This window comes from Tsukamurella ocularis, from assembly GCF_965138335.1.
Classification (GTDB): Bacteria; Actinomycetota; Actinomycetes; order Mycobacteriales; family Mycobacteriaceae; genus Tsukamurella; species Tsukamurella ocularis_A.
Genome location: NZ_CBCSDV010000007.1, coordinates 12,479 through 27,950, shown reverse-complemented (window position 1 = coordinate 27,950; position 15,472 = coordinate 12,479). Strand labels below are relative to the sequence as shown.

The following is a 15,472-nucleotide window of genomic DNA, read 5'->3' as shown; positions in this document are numbered from 1 at the left end:
GCGCCCAGTCTACTGACGCGGCGGACTACCCCGGCGGAACCGTCGTCGTCGGTGCGCCGCCGGAGGCCGGCGGCTCGGTCGTCGCGCCCGGAATCCCGGGCAGCGTCACCCCGCCGGGCAGCACGATGCCGCCCGGTGCGGTGGTGGTCGGCGTCGTCCCACCGGACGTGGGCGTACCCGGCTCGGCCGAACGGCCCGGCACCGTCGACGACGGTGCACCGGACTCCCCCGCGGCGCTGGACGGGACCGCGCTCGACGGGAGCCTGCTCGGCGTCGTGGTGGTGACCGGCGCGTCGTAGGTGGGCGCCTCCTGGGCGGGGGCGGTCGTCGTGGCGGCGGGCGGCTGCCCCGTGCGGCGCTGCTCCTCCGGCACGAACTGCGCGTACAGGTCGAGGTACCACCACATCAGGCCGAGGAACAACAGCCCCAGGACGACGGTGCTGGTCCGCGCGCGCGTGTGCGGGATGGTCTTCGGGATCCGCTCCCAGACGGTCGGGAGCGGATGCGTGGGCTCGGACGGCTGCTGCGTGGGCTCGGACGGCGCGGCCTGGGCGCGGATCTCCGTCGTGGCCTCCGAGGCGTCCTCGGGCTCGTCCTGCGGACCCCTCGAGATGTCCGTCACTGCGGCCTCACCTCCTCCTCGTCCTCGACGGTGTCGGTGACGGGCGCGACGTCGATGCCCGCGGTCGCGAGGCTGCGGACGATGCGCTCGCGCAGGTTTCGACCGACCTCGAACTGCTTTCCGGGCAGCGTCCGCGCGACCATGCGCAGGTTCACCTGGTCCAGGTCGATCGACTCGATGCCCATGAGCGTCGGCTCGTCGAGCAGCAGCGTCGACATCTTCGGGTCGTGGTAGGCGCGCTCACCGACGCGGTGCAGCAGCGTGTTGACCTTGCCCATGTCGACGGTCTTGGGCAGCGGGATGTCGACGACGGCCCGCGCCCAGTCCTTGGACAGGTTCGTCGCCTTGACGATCTGGCCGTTCGGCACGGTGATGACCTCGCCGTCGGTGTTGCGCAGCTTGGTCACCCGCAGCGTGACGTCGGAGACGGTGCCCTCGGCGGTCGAGCCGCCGGTCAGCGCGAGGTTCACCACGTCGCCGAAGCCGTACTGCCGCTCCGTGATGAGGAAGAACCCGGCCAACAGGTCCTGCACCACCCGCTGGGCGCCGAAACCCAGGGCCGCACCGATCACGGTGGCCGGCGCGACGAGGGCGTTGATCGGCACGCCGAGCGCCTTGACGATCTGGTACGTCGCGAACAGGTAGATCGCCGCGATCGCGACCCAGCTGATCACCTGGATCAGCGCGTGCTGGTGCTTCGCGGACTCCGAGCGGACGAGGGAGTCGCTGTTCTTGAACTGGGCGTCGATGCGCATGGTGACGCGCGCCGACGCCCAGTTGACGAACCGGTTCGCCAGCACCGCGGCGATGATCCACAGCGCGATCGGCAGCACGCGCTCGTACATGAGGAGCCGCCACCCCGTGACGTCGGGGAGGATCGAGTTCGCCAGCAGCGCGCTAGTCGTCATCGCCACGCATCCGCCAGCGGATACCGGCCTCGATGAAGCCGTCCAGGTCGCCGTCGAGCACCGCCGACGGGTTGTTCACCTCGTACTCGGTGCGCAGGTCCTTGACCATCTGGTACGGGTGCAGCACGTAGGAGCGCATCTGGTTGCCCCAGGAGGCGCCCTCGTTGGTCTTGAGGGCGTCCATCTGCGCGCGCTCCTCCTGCCGCTTGCGCTCGAGCAGCTTGGCCTGCAGGACCTTCATGGCCGAGACCTTGTTCTGCAGCTGGCTCTTCTCGTTCTGGCAGGTGACGACGATGCCGGTCGGGATGTGCGTGAGCCGCACCGCGGAGTCGGTGGTGTTGACCGACTGGCCGCCCGGGCCCGACGAGCGGTACACGTCCACGCGCACCTCGTTCTCGTCGACGTCGATGTGGTCGGTGGTCTCCACCACGGGCAGGACCTCGACCTCGGCGAAGGACGTCTGGCGGCGGCCCTGGTTGTCGAACGGGCTGATCCGCACGAGGCGGTGCGTGCCCATCTCGACGGAGAGGGTGCCGTACGCGTAATCGGTCTTCACCGCGAACGTGGCGGACTTCAGGCCCGCCTCCTCTGCGTAGCTCGTGTCGTAGACCTCGACCCCGTAGCCGTGCTTCTCGGCCCAGCGGATGTACATGCGCATGAGCATCTCGGCCCAGTCCGCGGCGTCGACGCCGCCCGCGCCGGCGCGGATGTTGACCAGCGCGTCGCGGGCGTCGTACTCGCCCGAGAGCATGGTCTTGACCTCCATGGCCTCGATCTCGGTGCGCAGCTGCGCGCGATCGCCGTCCGCGTCCTCGAGCGCGGCCGCCTTGTCGTCGCCCTCCTCGGCGTCGGCCAGCTCGTAGAGCACGGGCAGATCGTCGAGCCGCCGGCGCAGGTCGGTGACGCGACGCAGCTCCGCCTGGGCGTGGGACAGCTCGCTGGTGACCTGCTGGGCGTTGGCCTGGTCGTTCCACAGCTCGGGGTCGGACGCCTTGTGTTCCAGCTCGTCGACGCGCCGGCGCAGCTCGTCGAGGTCGATCACCTTCTCCACCGTCTGCAGGGTGGTCTCGAGGCTCTCGATGTCTGCGGCTACGTCAGGATGCACAGTCACCCAGGATACTGGCCCGTCGCGACGGGCGAGGCGGGCGGCGCACTATGGTCGCGTCATGGTCGGATGGGAGCTGCTGATCGTCCTCGCGGCGGGCGTCGGCGCCGGATTCATCAACTCCCTCGTCGGCAGCGGCACCCTCATCACCTTCCCCACTCTGGTCGCCTTCGGCGTCCCGCCCGTGACCGCGACGATCAGCAACGCCATCGGCCTGGTGGCCGGCGGGATCTCCGGCACGTGGGGCTACCGCCGCGAACTCTCCGGACAGTTCGACCGGTTGCGCTGGCAGATGCCGGCGTCGGTGGCGGGGGCGCTGGTCGGCGCGTTCCTCCTGCTGCACCTGCCGGAGACCGTCTTCGAGACGATCGTCCCGGCGCTCCTGGTCCTGGCCCTGGCGCTGGTGGTCCTGCAGCCGCGCATCCAGCGGTGGACGGCTCCGGCCGACGACGGGGCGCCCCCGTCGACCGGTCGGCTCGCGGCGCTCGTCGCCGCCACGTTCGCGATCGGGGTGTACGGCGGCTACTTCACCGCCGCGCAGGGCATCCTGCTGGTCGCCGCGATGGGCGTCCTGGTGCACGACGACCTGCAGCGTCTCAACGCGGCGAAGAACCTGCTCTCCCTGCTGGTGAACGTGGTCGCGGCCGCGTTCTACCTCGCGGTGGCGTTCGACCGCATCGACTGGCCCGTGGCGGGCGTCATCGCGGTGGGATCGCTGGTCGGCGGCGCGCTCGGCGCCCGCTTCGGCCGGGGCCTCTCGCCGACCGCGCTGCGCACGATCATCGTGGTGGTCGGCACCATCGGCCTGTGGCGGCTCCTCACCACCTAGGCCCGAGCGATCAGATCGCGGGCGGCTGCAGCGATCCGAGCTGCCAGGAGCTGTCGACCTTGCCCACCTTGTAATACACGGGCAGGCGGTCACCGACCTCCGGCCAACGCTCGGCGAAGTCGATCACGAGCCGCCGGTAGACGTGCGTGGGCGGCGTCGTCGGGCCCTCGACGGTGCCGGAGACGGTGACGAAGGCCTGCCCCTTCTGATCGGGCTCGACGGGGCGCGGGCTCACGCCGCTGAGCGTGAGCATCCCGTCCTCCATGCCGGGTCCGGCGGGCGCGGTGCCGAGCGTGCCGCGCTTGGAGCGCTGCCACATGACGACGAGCGCGCCCAGCATCGCGGCCAGCAGGAGCACCCAGATCCATTCCATATGTCCAGATTACCGACGGGGACCGCCCCGCGCCCGTGCGCGGCCTCCGCTACCGTTCTCGCATGTCGAGCGCACCGTCGAACCCCCAGCACCCCGATCTCGCCCTGGCCCTCGCCCTCGCGGACGCCGCCGACGCGCTGACCATGGCGCGGTTCGGCGCCCTGGACCTCGAGGTCGACGCCAAGCCGGATCTCACGCCCGTCTCCGACGCGGACCTCGCCACCGAGACCCTCCTCCGCGAGCGGCTCGCCGCCGAGCGCCCCGGCGACGCGGTGCTCGGCGAGGAGTTCGGCGGTGAGCCCGTCTTCGCCGGCCGCCAGTGGGTGATCGACCCGATCGACGGCACCAAGAACTACGTGCGCGCGGTCCCCGTCTGGTCCACCTTGATCGCGCTCCTCGAGGACGGCGTGCCGGTGGTCGGCGTCGTCTCGGCGCCCGCGCTCCGTCGCCGCTGGTTCGCCTCCGCGGGGGCGGGCGCGTTCACGCAGTTCGACGGTGCCGAGCCCCGCCGGATCACGGTCTCCGGGGTCCGCGAGATCGCCGACGCGAGCATCTCGTTCTCGGACCTGTCCTACTTCGCCGACCGCGCGGGACGCGAGCGCTTCCTCGCCCTCGCCGACGACGCCTGGCGCCTGCGCGGCTACGGCGACTTCTGGAGCTACTGCCTGGTCGCGGAGGGCGCCGTGGACATCGCGGTGGAGCCCGAGGTCTCGCTGTGGGATCTGGCCGCGGTCGAGATCCTGGTGCGGGAGGCCGGGGGCCTGTTCACCGGCACCGATGGGACGGCGGGCCCGCACGCGGGGTCGGCCGTCGCCGCCAATCCGGTGCTGCACCCGCAGGTCCTGACGCGACTGAATCCCTGACCTCGCGACACGCTTTTCGTCCGACCCCTTGGCACACAACTTACCGAGGAGTAAGGTCTCATCTGACTGATGAGTAAGTTGGCGGCGCGGACGCCGGGGAACAGCCCCATGACCTGCGCCACCACGACGACGAGATGGTGGAGATGAGCACGTCAACCGATCCCCGGGACACCAGCGCCATCGGGAAGAACCCGATCCGGCGGAACCCCACGGGCCAGCTGATCCGCGCCCTGATGGCCGTGGTGCAGACCCCGTTCGTGCAGAACCGCGGTCTGCAGGACGTGGTGAACCGCGTGGCCTACGAGGGCACCAAGCACGGCTTCAAGGCGCTCGGCGCCGCGAACCGGACCTTCAAGGTCGTCGCCGGCGGCGGTAAGCCGAAGCGCCTGAGCTCGAGCACGAAGTCGAACTACGACCTCACCCCGGACGACGAGCAGCAGATGATCGCCGACACGGTGCGGGACTTCGCGGCGGAGATCGTCCGCCCGGCCGCCGCCGAGGCGGACGCGGCGACCGCGGCTCCCGCGTCGCTGCTCGATCGCGCGACCGAACTCGGCATCACCATGATCAACGTGCCCGAGGAGCTCGACGGTGCGGGCAGCGACCGCGGCGCGGTGACCAACGCCCTCGTGGCCGCGGCGCTCGCCCACGGCGACATGGGTCTCGCGCTGCCGATCCTCGCGCCGAGCGGCGTCGCGGTGACGCTCTCGCAGTTCGGCTCCGACGGCCAGCAGCAGACCTACCTCAAGGAGTACGCCGGCGAGTCCGTGCCGCAGTCCTCCGTGGTGATCGCCGAGCCCGGCGCGCTGTTCGACCCGTTCACGCTCGCCACCAAGGCCACCCGCACCGCCGGCGGCTTCGTACTCAACGGCGTGAAGTCGATGGTGCCGCAGGCCGGTTCGGCCGAGCTGTTCGTGGTCGGCGCCAAGCTGGACGGCAAGTCCGCCCTGTTCATCGTCGAGTCCGGGACCGACGGCGTGATCATCGAGGGCGACCCCAGCATGGGTCTGCGCGCCGCGTCGCTGGGCCGCCTGAACCTCAACAACGTCAAGGTCCCCACGTCGGCCCTGCTCGGCGAGGTCGATCTCGACACCGCGAACCAGAACTACACCGACGTGGTGCGCCTGGCCCGCCTCGGCTGGTCGGCGCTCGCGCTCGGCACCTCGCGCGCCGTCCTCGACTACGTGACGCCGTACGTCAAGGAGCGCGAGGCCTTCGGGGAGCCGATCGCGCACCGTCAGGCCGTCGCCTTCGCCGTGGCCGACATGGCGACCGAGATCGACGGCCTGGAGCTGCTCGTGTGGCGCGGCGCCTCGCGCGCAGAGCAGGGCCTGTCCTTCGGCCGCGAGGCCGCGTTGGCCCGGAAGTTCGCCACCGACAAGGGCATGCGGATCGGCCTGGACGGCGTCCAGCTGCTCGGCGGCCACGGCTTCACCAAGGAGCACCCGGTGGAGCGCTGGTACCGCGACCTGCGCGCCGTGGGCATCGCCGAGGGCGTCGTCGTCCTCTAGTCGACCGACTCTTCTGACCTGAAAGAACCATCATGGCAATCAATCTGGAACTTCCCAAGAAGCTCAAGGCGTCGGCCGAGATGTCGCACCAGGGTGCGGCCGAGATCTTCCGCCCCATCTCGCGCAAGTACGACCTCGCGGAGCACGAGTACCCCAAGGAGCTCGACACCATCGCGGCCCTCTACGACGGGCTGGCCGATGCGGGCCAGGCGCCGTCGGCCGCCTCGGGCGACCGCAAGTCGGGCGAGGGCGAGGAGAAGCCCAAGCCCAAGCCGGCCGATGTGACCGCGGGCAGCCGCAACGGCGGCACCATGGAGTCGATCATCAACGCGATCGAGATGTGCTGGGGCGATGCGGGTCTCATGCTCGCCTTCCCCTACCAGGGCCTCGGCAACGCCGCCATCGCCGCGGTGGCGACCGACGAGCAGCTCGAGCGCTTCGGCAAGGTGTGGGCGTCCATGGCGATCACCGAGCCCTCCTTCGGCTCGGACTCGGCCGCCGTCACCGCCACCGCGACCCGCGACGGCGACGAGTGGGTGCTCAACGGCACCAAGATCTTCGTGACCTCGGGCTCGCGCGCCGACCACATCGTGGTGTGGGCGACCGTGGACAAGAGCGCCGGCCGCGCCGCGATCAAGTCCTTCGTGGTGCCCCGCGAGCACCCGGGCGTCACCGTGGCCCGGCTCGAGCACAAGCTCGGCATCCGCGCCTCCGACACCGCGGAGATCCGCTTCGAGGACTGCCGCATCCCCTTCGAGAACATCCTCGGCAGCGCCGAGGTGAACGTCGAGAAGGGCTTCGCCGGGGTCATGCAGACCTTCGACAACACCCGTCCGCTGGTGGCCGCCATGGCGATCGGCGTCGCTCGGGCATCGCTCGAGGAGTTGCGCACCGTCCTCGAGAACGCGGGCATCGTCATCGACTACGACGCGCCCGTGAACACCCTGCCGCACGCCGCGGCCGAGTTCATCCGTCTCGAGTCGGACTGGGAGGCCGCCTATCAGCTGACGCTGAAGTCGGGCTGGATGGCCGACAACAAGCTCCCGAACTCCATGAACGCCTCGATGGCGAAGGCCAAGGCGGGCCGGGTCGGCTCGGACGTGACCCTCAAGGCCGTGGAACTGGCGGGCGCGCTGGGCTACTCGGAGCGCACCCTGCTCGAGAAGTGGGCCCGCGATTCGAAGATCCTCGACATCTTCGAGGGCACGCAGCAGATCCAGCAGTTGATCATCGCCCGCCGCCACCTGGACCTCACCAGCTCCCAGCTGAAGTAACCCGGGGGCACGAGCTCGACGGGGCGTCGGCGCGGCTGCGGCCGCGGCGGCGCCCCGTTCCCGTCGTCGCACCCGCTCCGACGAAAGTCGTAGGCCCGGGCGCCCCGGTCGCGACGTTCGACGACTCCCCGCCGGCGCCGTCCGCCAGTACCGTGAACCCATGGATTCGAGCGCGGCCGGGCCGCGGTGGCAGCGGTGGTGGATCGCACCGCGCCTGCGGGACGGCGCGTGCGTACTGCTCTCCGCGCTGCTCGCGGTCGCCACCGCCGCGGTGGAGTGGCAGGGCGGCTCCACCGCCTACGGCACCATCGCGCTCACGGTGGGCCTGGCCGGCTCCCTGCTGCTGTGGTGGCGCCGCCGGTGGCCGCTCGAGGTCACGGTGATCGGCGGGATCCTCACGGCCGCCGTCGGGTTCCCGGGTGTCGCGCTCCTCGGCCTGTTCACCCTCGCGGTGCGGCGTCGCGACCGGGTACTGGTCATCGCGACCGCGTTCGTCGCGGCCTCCCTCGCCGTCCCCCATCCGTGGTCGAGCACCCCGTGGCGGCTCGGCGACACCCTCACCAGCGTCGCGCTCGCGGCGGCCTTCGCGCTCTGGGGGTCCTACGTCGGCGCGCGCCGCGACCTCATCGAATCGCTCCGCGAGCGCGCCGTCCGCGCCGAGGCCGAACGCGAGCTGCGCGCCGCGCAGGCGCGGACCGCCGAGCGCTCGCGCATCGCCCGGGAGATGCACGACGTTCTCGCCCACCGGGTCTCGCTCATCGCGCTGCAGGCGGGTGCGCTCGAAGTGAACGCGGCGGCGGCCGGCACCGTCGAGCGGGCGGCGGCCGAGATCCGCTCCACCGCGCACGAGACCCTCGAGGACCTGCGGGGCGTGCTCGGCGTGCTGCGCGGAACCGACACCGAACCGCTCGCGCCGCAGCCGGACCTGGCCGACCTGGCCCGCCTCGTCGAGCAGTCCCGCGTGGGCGGCGCCACCGTCGACCTGGTGATCGACGAGTGCGCGGCCGCCCAACACGCGGTACCGGAGGCCCTGGGCCGCACCGCGTACCGCATCGTGCAGGAGAGCCTGACGAACGTGCGCAAGCACGCCGGCCCGGCGGCCGTCCGGGTCACGGTGCGCCTGCAGGAGCACCGCCTGTCGATCGAGGTGGTCAACGACCGCCCGCGCTCGCCCGCACCGCCCCTCCCCGGCTCGGGTTCCGGGCTGATCGGCCTCGCGGAACGCGTGCAGCTCGCGGGCGGCGAGCTCGCCTCCGGCCCCACCGGTGCGGGCGGCTGGCGGGTGTTCGCCGAGCTCCCGGTCCCGGTCGAGCGCGCCTGATCCGCCGGGGCCGTGGCAGGATGGTCACGACCCCAGGGAGGCCCCGTGACCCGCATCGTCATCATCGACGACGATCCACTGGTGCGGTCCGGCCTGCGCATGATCATCGAGTCCGCCGGGGACCTCTCGATCGTCGGCGAGGGCGGCGACGGCGCGGAGGCCGTGGGCCTGGTCCGCGAGTTCCGGCCGGACGTGGTGCTCATGGACATCCGCATGCCCTCCGTCGACGGGCTCGCCGCCACCGCGTCGGTGCGCGCGGAGCCGGAACCCCCGCAGGTGATCGTGCTCACCACCTTCGATCTCGACGATTACGTGCTGCGCGCGCTGCAGGCCGGCGCGGCCGGTTTCATGCTCAAGGACACCCCGCCGCGGCAGCTGCTCGACGGCATCCGCGTGGTCGCATCGGGCGAGGCCATGCTCTCGCCCAGCGTGACCCGCAAGCTCATCGAGCGCTTCGCCGCCGATCCTCGGGAGGACCGCCGCCGCACCGCGCTGGCACGCGTCGCCGTGCTCACCGACCGGGAGCGCGAGGTCTTCCTCGGCATCGCCGGGGGCGGCTCGAACGCGCAGATCGGCCGCGACCTGTTCCTGAGCGAGGCCACCGTGAAGACCCACGTCTCCCGCCTGCTGGACAAGCTCGACGTCGCCAATCGCGTCCAGCTCGCGATCCTCGCGCACGACGCCGGGCTCACCCACCGCTAGGCAGGACGGTGCCGCCCGTACGACTTTCGTAGGGGGTCGCCCGCGGCCCGGTGCGACCATCGTCTACGAAGCGGGTATCGGTCGTCCACAAGGGCTTTCGAGGCCTACCGTGCTCCGCATCCGGCGGCCACACTGGAAGCCATGGCATCACTCCTCTACAAGGTCGGACGGTTCAGCTACCGCAAATGGTGGCTCGTCCTCGTGCTCTGGATCGTCGCCTTCCTCGCGATCGGGGCCGCGGGCTCATCGCTGTCCAAGCCCTTCAAGGACGACTTCAACCTCCCCGGCAGCCGGGCCGTCGAGGCGCAGAACGTGCTGCAGGAGAAGTTCCCCGAGACCGCGAAGACGCAGGCGCCGACCGCGACCGTGGTACTGCAGTCCACGAACGGGCAGCGGCTGGACCAGGGCGGCAACGCGACGGCCGTGAACACGGTGGTGACCAAGTTGCGGGAGGTGCCGCAGCTCACCGCCGGCGAGAAGGCCGCGATCCCGAACCCGACCGTCGGCGCGGCCGCGGCCGAGAACCTCAGCAGCGACGGCCGGACGGCGCAGATCCAGTTCTCCTTCGGCGATGTCAAGGAGGTCTCCGAGGAGTCGATCGACGCCGTCGCGGCCGCCAAGAAGGCGGGCACCGACGCGGGCCTGAAGGTCGAGAGCGCCGGTTCCGCCAACGAGACCGAGGCCGAGCCGCCGGCGGAGATGATCGGCATCGTGGTGGCCGTGATCGTCATGATCATCACCTTCGCGGCGCTCCTCGCGGCGCTGATGCCCCTGGGCGCGGCCCTGATCGGCATCGGCCTCTCGACGTCGATCATCGCGATCGGCACCTCGTTCCTCACGCTCGGCACCTCCACCACCGGCCTGTCGATGATGATCGGGCTCGCGGTGGGCATCGACTACTCGCTGTTCGTGATCTCGCGCTACCGCCAGGAACTGACGACGACCACGGACCGGGCGCACGCCGCCGGCCTCGCGGTCGGCACGGCCGGCAGCGCCGTGGTCTTCGCCGGCGCCACCGTGATCATCGCGCTGTGCGGGCTGTCCATCACGGGCATGTCCTTCCTGTCCCAGATGGGGCTCGGCGCCGCGGTCACCGTCGCGCTGGCGGTCCTAGTGGCGCTGACGGTGCTGCCCGCCCTCCTGGGCATGTTCAAGTCGGCCGTTTTCAAGCCGCGGCTGCCGCTGCTGTGGACGCCGGAGCAGACCGAGCGCCGTCCGATGGGGCAGCGCATCGGCGAGCTGCTGACCCGCAAGCCGATCCCCTTCCTCGTGGGCGCCGTCGCGCTCCTCGCGGTCGCCGCCATCCCGATCGGGAAGATCGAGCTCGGACTGGACTTCGCGGCACCGTCGGACAAGGCGGCCGTGCAGATGCAGAGCGAGGCGTTCGGCGCGGGCAAGTCGTCGCCGCTGGTCGCCGTCGTGGACACGCAGGGCAAGGGCGACCTGACCGCCGCGGCGAAGCGCTTCGCGGACGAGGCGCGCACCCTGCCCGGCATCGCGCACGACGGCGTGATCGGCCCCGTGCCCAACGCGACCGGCGATGCCGCGCAGTTCATCATCGTCCCCGAGTCGGGCCCGTCGACGAAGCAGACCGCGACCCTGCTCGACGAGCTGCGGGACCGGGCCGAGACGGTCGGCGGCGCCACGTCGACCTACATCGGCATCGGCGGTGCCGCGGCGATCAACGCGGACTTCTCCGAGGCGCTCACCTCGAAGCTGCCGCTGTACCTCATCGTGGTGGTGGGGCTGGCGATCCTGTTGCTGATGATCGTCTTCCGCTCGGTGATCATCCCCGTGATCGCCTCGCTCGGCTTCCTGCTCTCGATCGCGGCGACGTTCGGCGTCACGGTCGGCTTCTTCCAGGACGGCTGGTTGGGCTGGATCGCGCCCGAGGAGCGCGGGCCGATCCTGGTGTTCATGCCGATCTTCCTGATCGGCATCGTCTTCGGCCTTGCGATGGACTATCAGGTCTTCCTGGTGAGCCGGATGCGCGAGGAGCACCACCACGGGGCGCCGGCGCTGGAGGCGATCCGCATCGGCTACCGGTCCGGGGCGCGCGTGGTGACCGCCGCCGCGATCATCATGATCTCCGTCTTCGCCGGATTCACCCTCTCCTCCATGACCTTCCTGAAGCTGATGGGCTTCTCGATGGCGGCCGCCATCGTGTTCGACGCCTTCCTCGTGCGGATGATCATCATGCCCACCGCCATGGCCGTGCTGGGCGAACGCGCATGGTGGATCCCCCGATGGCTCGACAAGGTGCTCCCCCGCATCGACGTCGAGGGCGACGGGCTCCGGGCGATGAACCCCGACACCGAGGCCACCACCGCCCCGGTCGAGCGGGTCGCGACGCCCGCACTGCAGGCCCCGGCACCGACGGCGCACGCGACCACGGCGCCGACCCGGATCCCCGCCCCGGCGCCCGGGCCGGTCACCGCGGCTCCGGCGCCGCCGCAGATCCCGAAGAGCGCAGCGGAACTCGCCGAACTCCGCGCGAGCAACCGCGCGCTGGTGGCCGAGCTGTCCGAACTGCGTTCCGACTACCGCTCCCTCTCCGCCCACGCCCGGCTGCAGGCCGAATCCGTCACCGACCCGGTGCGCTTCGAGATCACCGCGGGGACGGGCACCGTCCGCGCCGGGACGCTGCACACGGCGCACGGCGCGATCGCCACGCCCGCCTTCGTCGCGTCCGCGCCGCTGGCCGCGGTCCCGGGCATCGATCCCGCGTCGGCCGGGCGGCTCGGCGCCGGCGGCGTCATCGTCGACGGTGCCCGGCTGAAGCTGCACCCGGGTGCCGAGACGATCGAGGAGGCGGGCGGTATCGCCGCCTTCGCCGGCTGGAATCTGCCCCTGTTCGTGGACGTCTCGGCACCGTCGTCGGATCCGGCGGGGGCCGTCACGGCCGCGTACCGGCTGGGCGGCGACGTGATCTTCGCGCCCGCGGCGGCGGCCGGCGCCCGCCACGCCCTGGCCGAGCACAACTGGCTCACCGCGCAGCGCCGGGGCGCGATGTCGTTGTGGGCCAGCGTTCCCGTGCGATACGCGCACGACCGGTCCGCGCTGCGCGATCTCCTCGCCCGCCACGAGGAGGACGTCCGATCGGGCGGCCTGGGGTTCGGCGGCGTCCGGATCGTCGGTGCCGCCACGGATCCGCGGGCGCGCGACGCCCTCGCGTCGCTCACCGCGGAGCTCGACGAGGCCCGGCCGCGCTACCTCGGGGCGGTGCGCGGGCCCGAGGACCTGCTGCACGCGATCGACGCCGGCGTCGACCTCGTCGAATCGGCGGCACCGCAGGACCTCGCGGCACGCGGGATCGCCCTGACGGCCGGCGGCCCGATCGCCGTGTCCACCCCGCTCTTCCGGGAGGACCCGCGTCCGCTCGACGCCGACGGTGCGGCACCGTCGCCGATCCGTGCGTACGTGCACCACCTCTACCGGACCGACGCGCCGTCGGCCGTCCAGGCGGTGACGCGGCACAACCTGCGGTTCCTGGCCGAGCTCACCGCCGGCGCACGGCTCGCGATCAACGAGGGGCGCTACCCCGCGTACCGCGACGCCTTCCTGCGGCGGTTCACCGCGCAGTCCGGGGCGATCGTGGACCCCGTCGGCGCGGAGGCGGTCACCACGGCGCAGTAGCGCGGACACGGCGCGCGGCCCCACGGCGGCGGCGACGGCGAACAGCCGTCGTCGCCGCCGTTCGTCGGTCGCGGCGTCGCCGCGGACGTGATCACGTACACCGTTCCGTAACCTTGCAACGCGTGACCGGAGCCACATTTCACCTGTGATTGCCGTCACTTTTCGCAGGTCATTGCCTATGCGAGCTATTGCTAGCGATCGCGCACGTGACCTGGTCTTACAGTCCTCACAGCCGATCGTGACCGAAGCGTTATCAAACCGCGACCGTCCCGCGGCGGGGATGACACCGCGGCGATAGGCCCCTAGTGTTCATCTCGACCCGGTCAACGGGAACAAAACTGAATCCACGAACCACCGCGTATGTGTGGGCCCGCCGCCGAAACGAGAGCATCTTCCCTCGGGCGCCGGACCGCTTCCAGCGTGACGCACCACGTCGCCGAAGCCGTTGAGCGATCTTTTCTCAGCCCACTGCCGTGCCCGACAGAGAAGGCACGGTCCATGTCTTTCCCCGACACCTCCGCCCCAATCGGGCTGTGTCCTGGCATGCGCACAGGCGAAAGGAACACCGTGAAGAACATCCGCAAGACCCTGGGCATGATGGCCGTCACCGGCGCGATCGTCGCCGCTCCCGTTGCCTTCGGCACCGGCGCTGCGAACGCCGACAGCGTCGATTGGGACGCCATCGCGGCCTGCGAGTCGGGTGGCAACTGGAGCACCAACACCGGCAACGGCTACTACGGCGGGCTGCAGTTCAGCCAGTCGACCTGGACCGCCAACGGCGGCACCGGCAGCGCCCACAACGCCTCGCGTGCCGAGCAGATCCGCGTCGCGGAGAACGTCCTCGCTTCGCAGGGCATCGGCGCGTGGCCGAGCTGCGGTGGCCGCGGCTAGTTCGCACCCACTGCTGAAGACTGACGCCTGTGGCGGTCGATTCCTCGTGAACCGGCCGCCACAGGCGTTTTCGCGTCCCGCCCAGTGAGACCTGGCCGCTCCTCGCCCGGAGCGGGCTGCCAGAATCGCTGAGTGCGATGGCGCGTGTTCCTCCTATTGACGGGGCTGTACTTCGCCCAGGGGCTCCCGTTCGGCTTCTTCACCGAGGCGATCCCCGTGCTGTTGCGCGACGCGGGCCTGTCGCTCACCGCGATCAGCCTCACCTCCCTCCTGTACCTCCCGTGGGGTCTGAAGTTCCTGTGGGCGCCGGCCGTCGACCGGATCGGCACCCGCAGGCAGTGGCTGCTGGCCACGCAGCTCGGCTCCGCCGGGGTCGTCCTCGCCCTGGCGGCCACGGATCTCGCCGGCTCGCTGCGGTGGCTGTTCGTCGCCATCGCGGCCGTCAACCTGCTCGGGGCCACCCAGGACATCGCCACCGACGGCATCGCCGTGCGGCTCCTGGGCCCCCAGGATCGCGGCATCGGCAACGGCATCCAGACCGGCGCCTACCGGCTCGGCATGATCGCCGGCGGCGGCGGGCTGCTCTGGATCTACGCCGAGGGCGGCTGGCGCGTCCTGCTGCTCACCCTGGGCGGCCTGATCCTGCTGTGCACGGTCCCCGTCGTCCTGCTGGCGCGCGACGAGCCCGCCGGCGGCGCGCCCGCGGTGGACTCCGGCAGGCTCGAGGGCCTCGGCACGGCGTGGTGGCACCGACTCCGTCGACCGGGCGTCCTCGCGCTGATCGGCCTAATCGCGGCGTACAAGTTCGGCAACGCCATGGTCTCGTCGATCGCCGGTCCGTTCCTCCATGACGCGGGGCTCACGCTCAAGGAGATCGCCGCCGTGAGCGGTGTACTCAGCTCGACGGGCGCACTCGTGGGCTCCGCGCTCGGCGGCTGGTGGGCGTTCCGGCGGGGGCGCCGCTCCGCCCTCCTTCTCGGCGGCGTCGCGCAGACGGTCACCATCGGGCTGTACGTCGTCGCCGCGCTCGGGGTCGGCGGGTTTCCGATGGTGGTGGCGGCCAACCTCACCGAGCACGTCTTCGGCGGCGCGGCCACCGTCGCGCTGTTCACCCTCATGATGGACGCCAGCGAACGCGACCATGCCGGGGCGGACTACACCGTGCTCGCGTGCGCGGTGGTGGCGGCGCAGGGCGCGGCGGGCTTCGCGGGCGGAGCCTCGGGCGATCTGCTCGGCTACGCGCCGACCTTCACCATCGGGATGCTGCTCTCCGGAATCGGTTGCGCCGTCCTGATCCGAGGGCTCGATCGCGGCCACGGGCCCGCGGCGATCACGACGTGGACGCGGGACCCGGTTCCCACACCATGAGTTCGTCCGCCGCACGGAACCCCGCGCGGATCGTCGTGTGGAGGATCGAGCTCGCTCAGCGAGGACGAT

13 protein-coding genes are annotated in these 15,472 nt (G+C 71.4%); 9 read left to right on the top strand and 4 right to left on the bottom strand.

Features of this window, described 5'->3' with window-relative positions:
• Positions 1 to 25: 25 nt before the first annotated feature.
• From ACNAYW_RS08660 to prfB, 3 genes are read right to left on the bottom strand one after another with little or no spacing between them, the layout of a single operon-like run.
• Positions 26 to 622 carry a hypothetical protein gene (locus tag ACNAYW_RS08660; protein ID WP_415849300.1) on the bottom strand — a complete coding sequence of 199 codons (597 nt, stop codon included), beginning with the start codon at positions 620 to 622 and terminating at the stop codon, positions 26 to 28.
• On the bottom strand, positions 619 to 1,530 hold the full coding sequence (locus tag ACNAYW_RS08655; protein ID WP_415849299.1) for a mechanosensitive ion channel family protein: 912 nt from the start codon (positions 1,528 to 1,530) through the stop codon (positions 619 to 621). Before ACNAYW_RS08655 ends, ACNAYW_RS08660 begins: the two co-directional genes overlap by 4 nt.
• Positions 1,520 to 2,635, bottom strand: a complete 1,116-nt coding sequence (gene prfB / locus ACNAYW_RS08650; protein ID WP_415849298.1) for a peptide chain release factor 2 — start codon at positions 2,633 to 2,635, stop codon at positions 1,520 to 1,522. Before prfB ends, ACNAYW_RS08655 begins: the two co-directional genes overlap by 11 nt.
• Positions 2,636 to 2,696: 61 nt before the next feature.
• On the opposite strand from prfB, the gene ACNAYW_RS08645 reads away from it, so the two are divergent.
• Positions 2,697 to 3,464, top strand: a complete 768-nt coding sequence (locus ACNAYW_RS08645) for a sulfite exporter TauE/SafE family protein (RefSeq protein ID WP_415849297.1) — start codon at positions 2,697 to 2,699, stop codon at positions 3,462 to 3,464.
• A 10-nt stretch (positions 3,465 to 3,474) separates the two neighbouring features.
• Here the strand turns inward: ACNAYW_RS08645 and ACNAYW_RS08640 are convergent, their stop codons facing one another.
• Positions 3,475 to 3,837, bottom strand: coding sequence for a hypothetical protein (locus ACNAYW_RS08640; protein ID WP_415849296.1), 363 nt, complete (start codon positions 3,835 to 3,837; stop codon positions 3,475 to 3,477).
• Between the two features lie 62 nt (positions 3,838 to 3,899).
• On the opposite strand from ACNAYW_RS08640, the gene hisN reads away from it, so the two are divergent.
• The 8 genes from hisN (at position 3,900) to ACNAYW_RS08600 (ending at position 15,403) form a co-directional block, all read left to right on the top strand.
• On the top strand, positions 3,900 to 4,700 hold the full coding sequence (hisN, locus tag ACNAYW_RS08635) for a histidinol-phosphatase (protein WP_415849295.1): 801 nt from the start codon (positions 3,900 to 3,902) through the stop codon (positions 4,698 to 4,700).
• A gap of 134 nt (positions 4,701 to 4,834) precedes the next feature.
• Complete coding sequence (locus ACNAYW_RS08630; RefSeq protein ID WP_415849294.1) at positions 4,835 to 6,211, top strand: acyl-CoA dehydrogenase family protein; 1,377 nt, start codon at positions 4,835 to 4,837, stop codon at positions 6,209 to 6,211.
• A 32-nt stretch (positions 6,212 to 6,243) separates the two neighbouring features.
• Positions 6,244 to 7,485, top strand: coding sequence for an acyl-CoA dehydrogenase family protein (locus ACNAYW_RS08625; protein ID WP_415849293.1), 1,242 nt, complete (start codon positions 6,244 to 6,246; stop codon positions 7,483 to 7,485).
• Positions 7,486 to 7,645: 160 nt separating this feature from the next.
• Complete coding sequence (locus tag ACNAYW_RS08620; protein ID WP_415849292.1) at positions 7,646 to 8,806, top strand: sensor histidine kinase; 1,161 nt, start codon at positions 7,646 to 7,648, stop codon at positions 8,804 to 8,806.
• 45 nt (positions 8,807 to 8,851) lie between these two features.
• Entirely contained in the window at positions 8,852 to 9,508 is a 657-nt protein-coding gene (locus ACNAYW_RS08615; protein WP_415849291.1) for a response regulator, read from the top strand.
• A gap of 141 nt (positions 9,509 to 9,649) precedes the next feature.
• On the top strand, positions 9,650 to 13,144 hold the full coding sequence (locus tag ACNAYW_RS08610) for a tRNA-guanine transglycosylase (RefSeq protein WP_415849290.1): 3,495 nt from the start codon (positions 9,650 to 9,652) through the stop codon (positions 13,142 to 13,144).
• A 567-nt stretch (positions 13,145 to 13,711) separates the two neighbouring features.
• Positions 13,712 to 14,035 (top strand): transglycosylase family protein, encoded by a 324-nt coding sequence (locus ACNAYW_RS08605; protein ID WP_415849289.1) that lies wholly within the window; start codon positions 13,712 to 13,714, stop codon positions 14,033 to 14,035.
• Between the two features lie 132 nt (positions 14,036 to 14,167).
• Entirely contained in the window at positions 14,168 to 15,403 is a 1,236-nt protein-coding gene (locus ACNAYW_RS08600; RefSeq protein ID WP_415849288.1) for an MFS transporter, read from the top strand.
• Positions 15,404 to 15,472: the final 69 nt, after the last annotated feature.

What these genes read in the sequence shown, in the direction of transcription:
- ACNAYW_RS08645 (WP_415849297.1), top strand. Translation starts at nt 2,697, where the DNA reads ATGGTCGGATGGGAGCTGCTGATCGTCCTCGCGGCGGGCGTCGGCGCC.
- ACNAYW_RS08620 (WP_415849292.1), top strand. Translation starts at nt 7,646, where the DNA reads ATGGATTCGAGCGCGGCCGGGCCGCGGTGGCAGCGGTGGTGGATCGCA.
- hisN (WP_415849295.1), top strand. Translation starts at nt 3,900, where the DNA reads ATGTCGAGCGCACCGTCGAACCCCCAGCACCCCGATCTCGCCCTGGCC.
- ACNAYW_RS08640 (WP_415849296.1), bottom strand. Translation starts at nt 3,837, where the DNA reads ATGGAATGGATCTGGGTGCTCCTGCTGGCCGCGATGCTGGGCGCGCTC.
- ACNAYW_RS08655 (WP_415849299.1), bottom strand. Translation starts at nt 1,530, where the DNA reads ATGACGACTAGCGCGCTGCTGGCGAACTCGATCCTCCCCGACGTCACG.
- ACNAYW_RS08610 (WP_415849290.1), top strand. Translation starts at nt 9,650, where the DNA reads ATGGCATCACTCCTCTACAAGGTCGGACGGTTCAGCTACCGCAAATGG.
- ACNAYW_RS08625 (WP_415849293.1), top strand. Translation starts at nt 6,244, where the DNA reads ATGGCAATCAATCTGGAACTTCCCAAGAAGCTCAAGGCGTCGGCCGAG.
- ACNAYW_RS08630 (WP_415849294.1), top strand. Translation starts at nt 4,835, where the DNA reads ATGGTGGAGATGAGCACGTCAACCGATCCCCGGGACACCAGCGCCATC.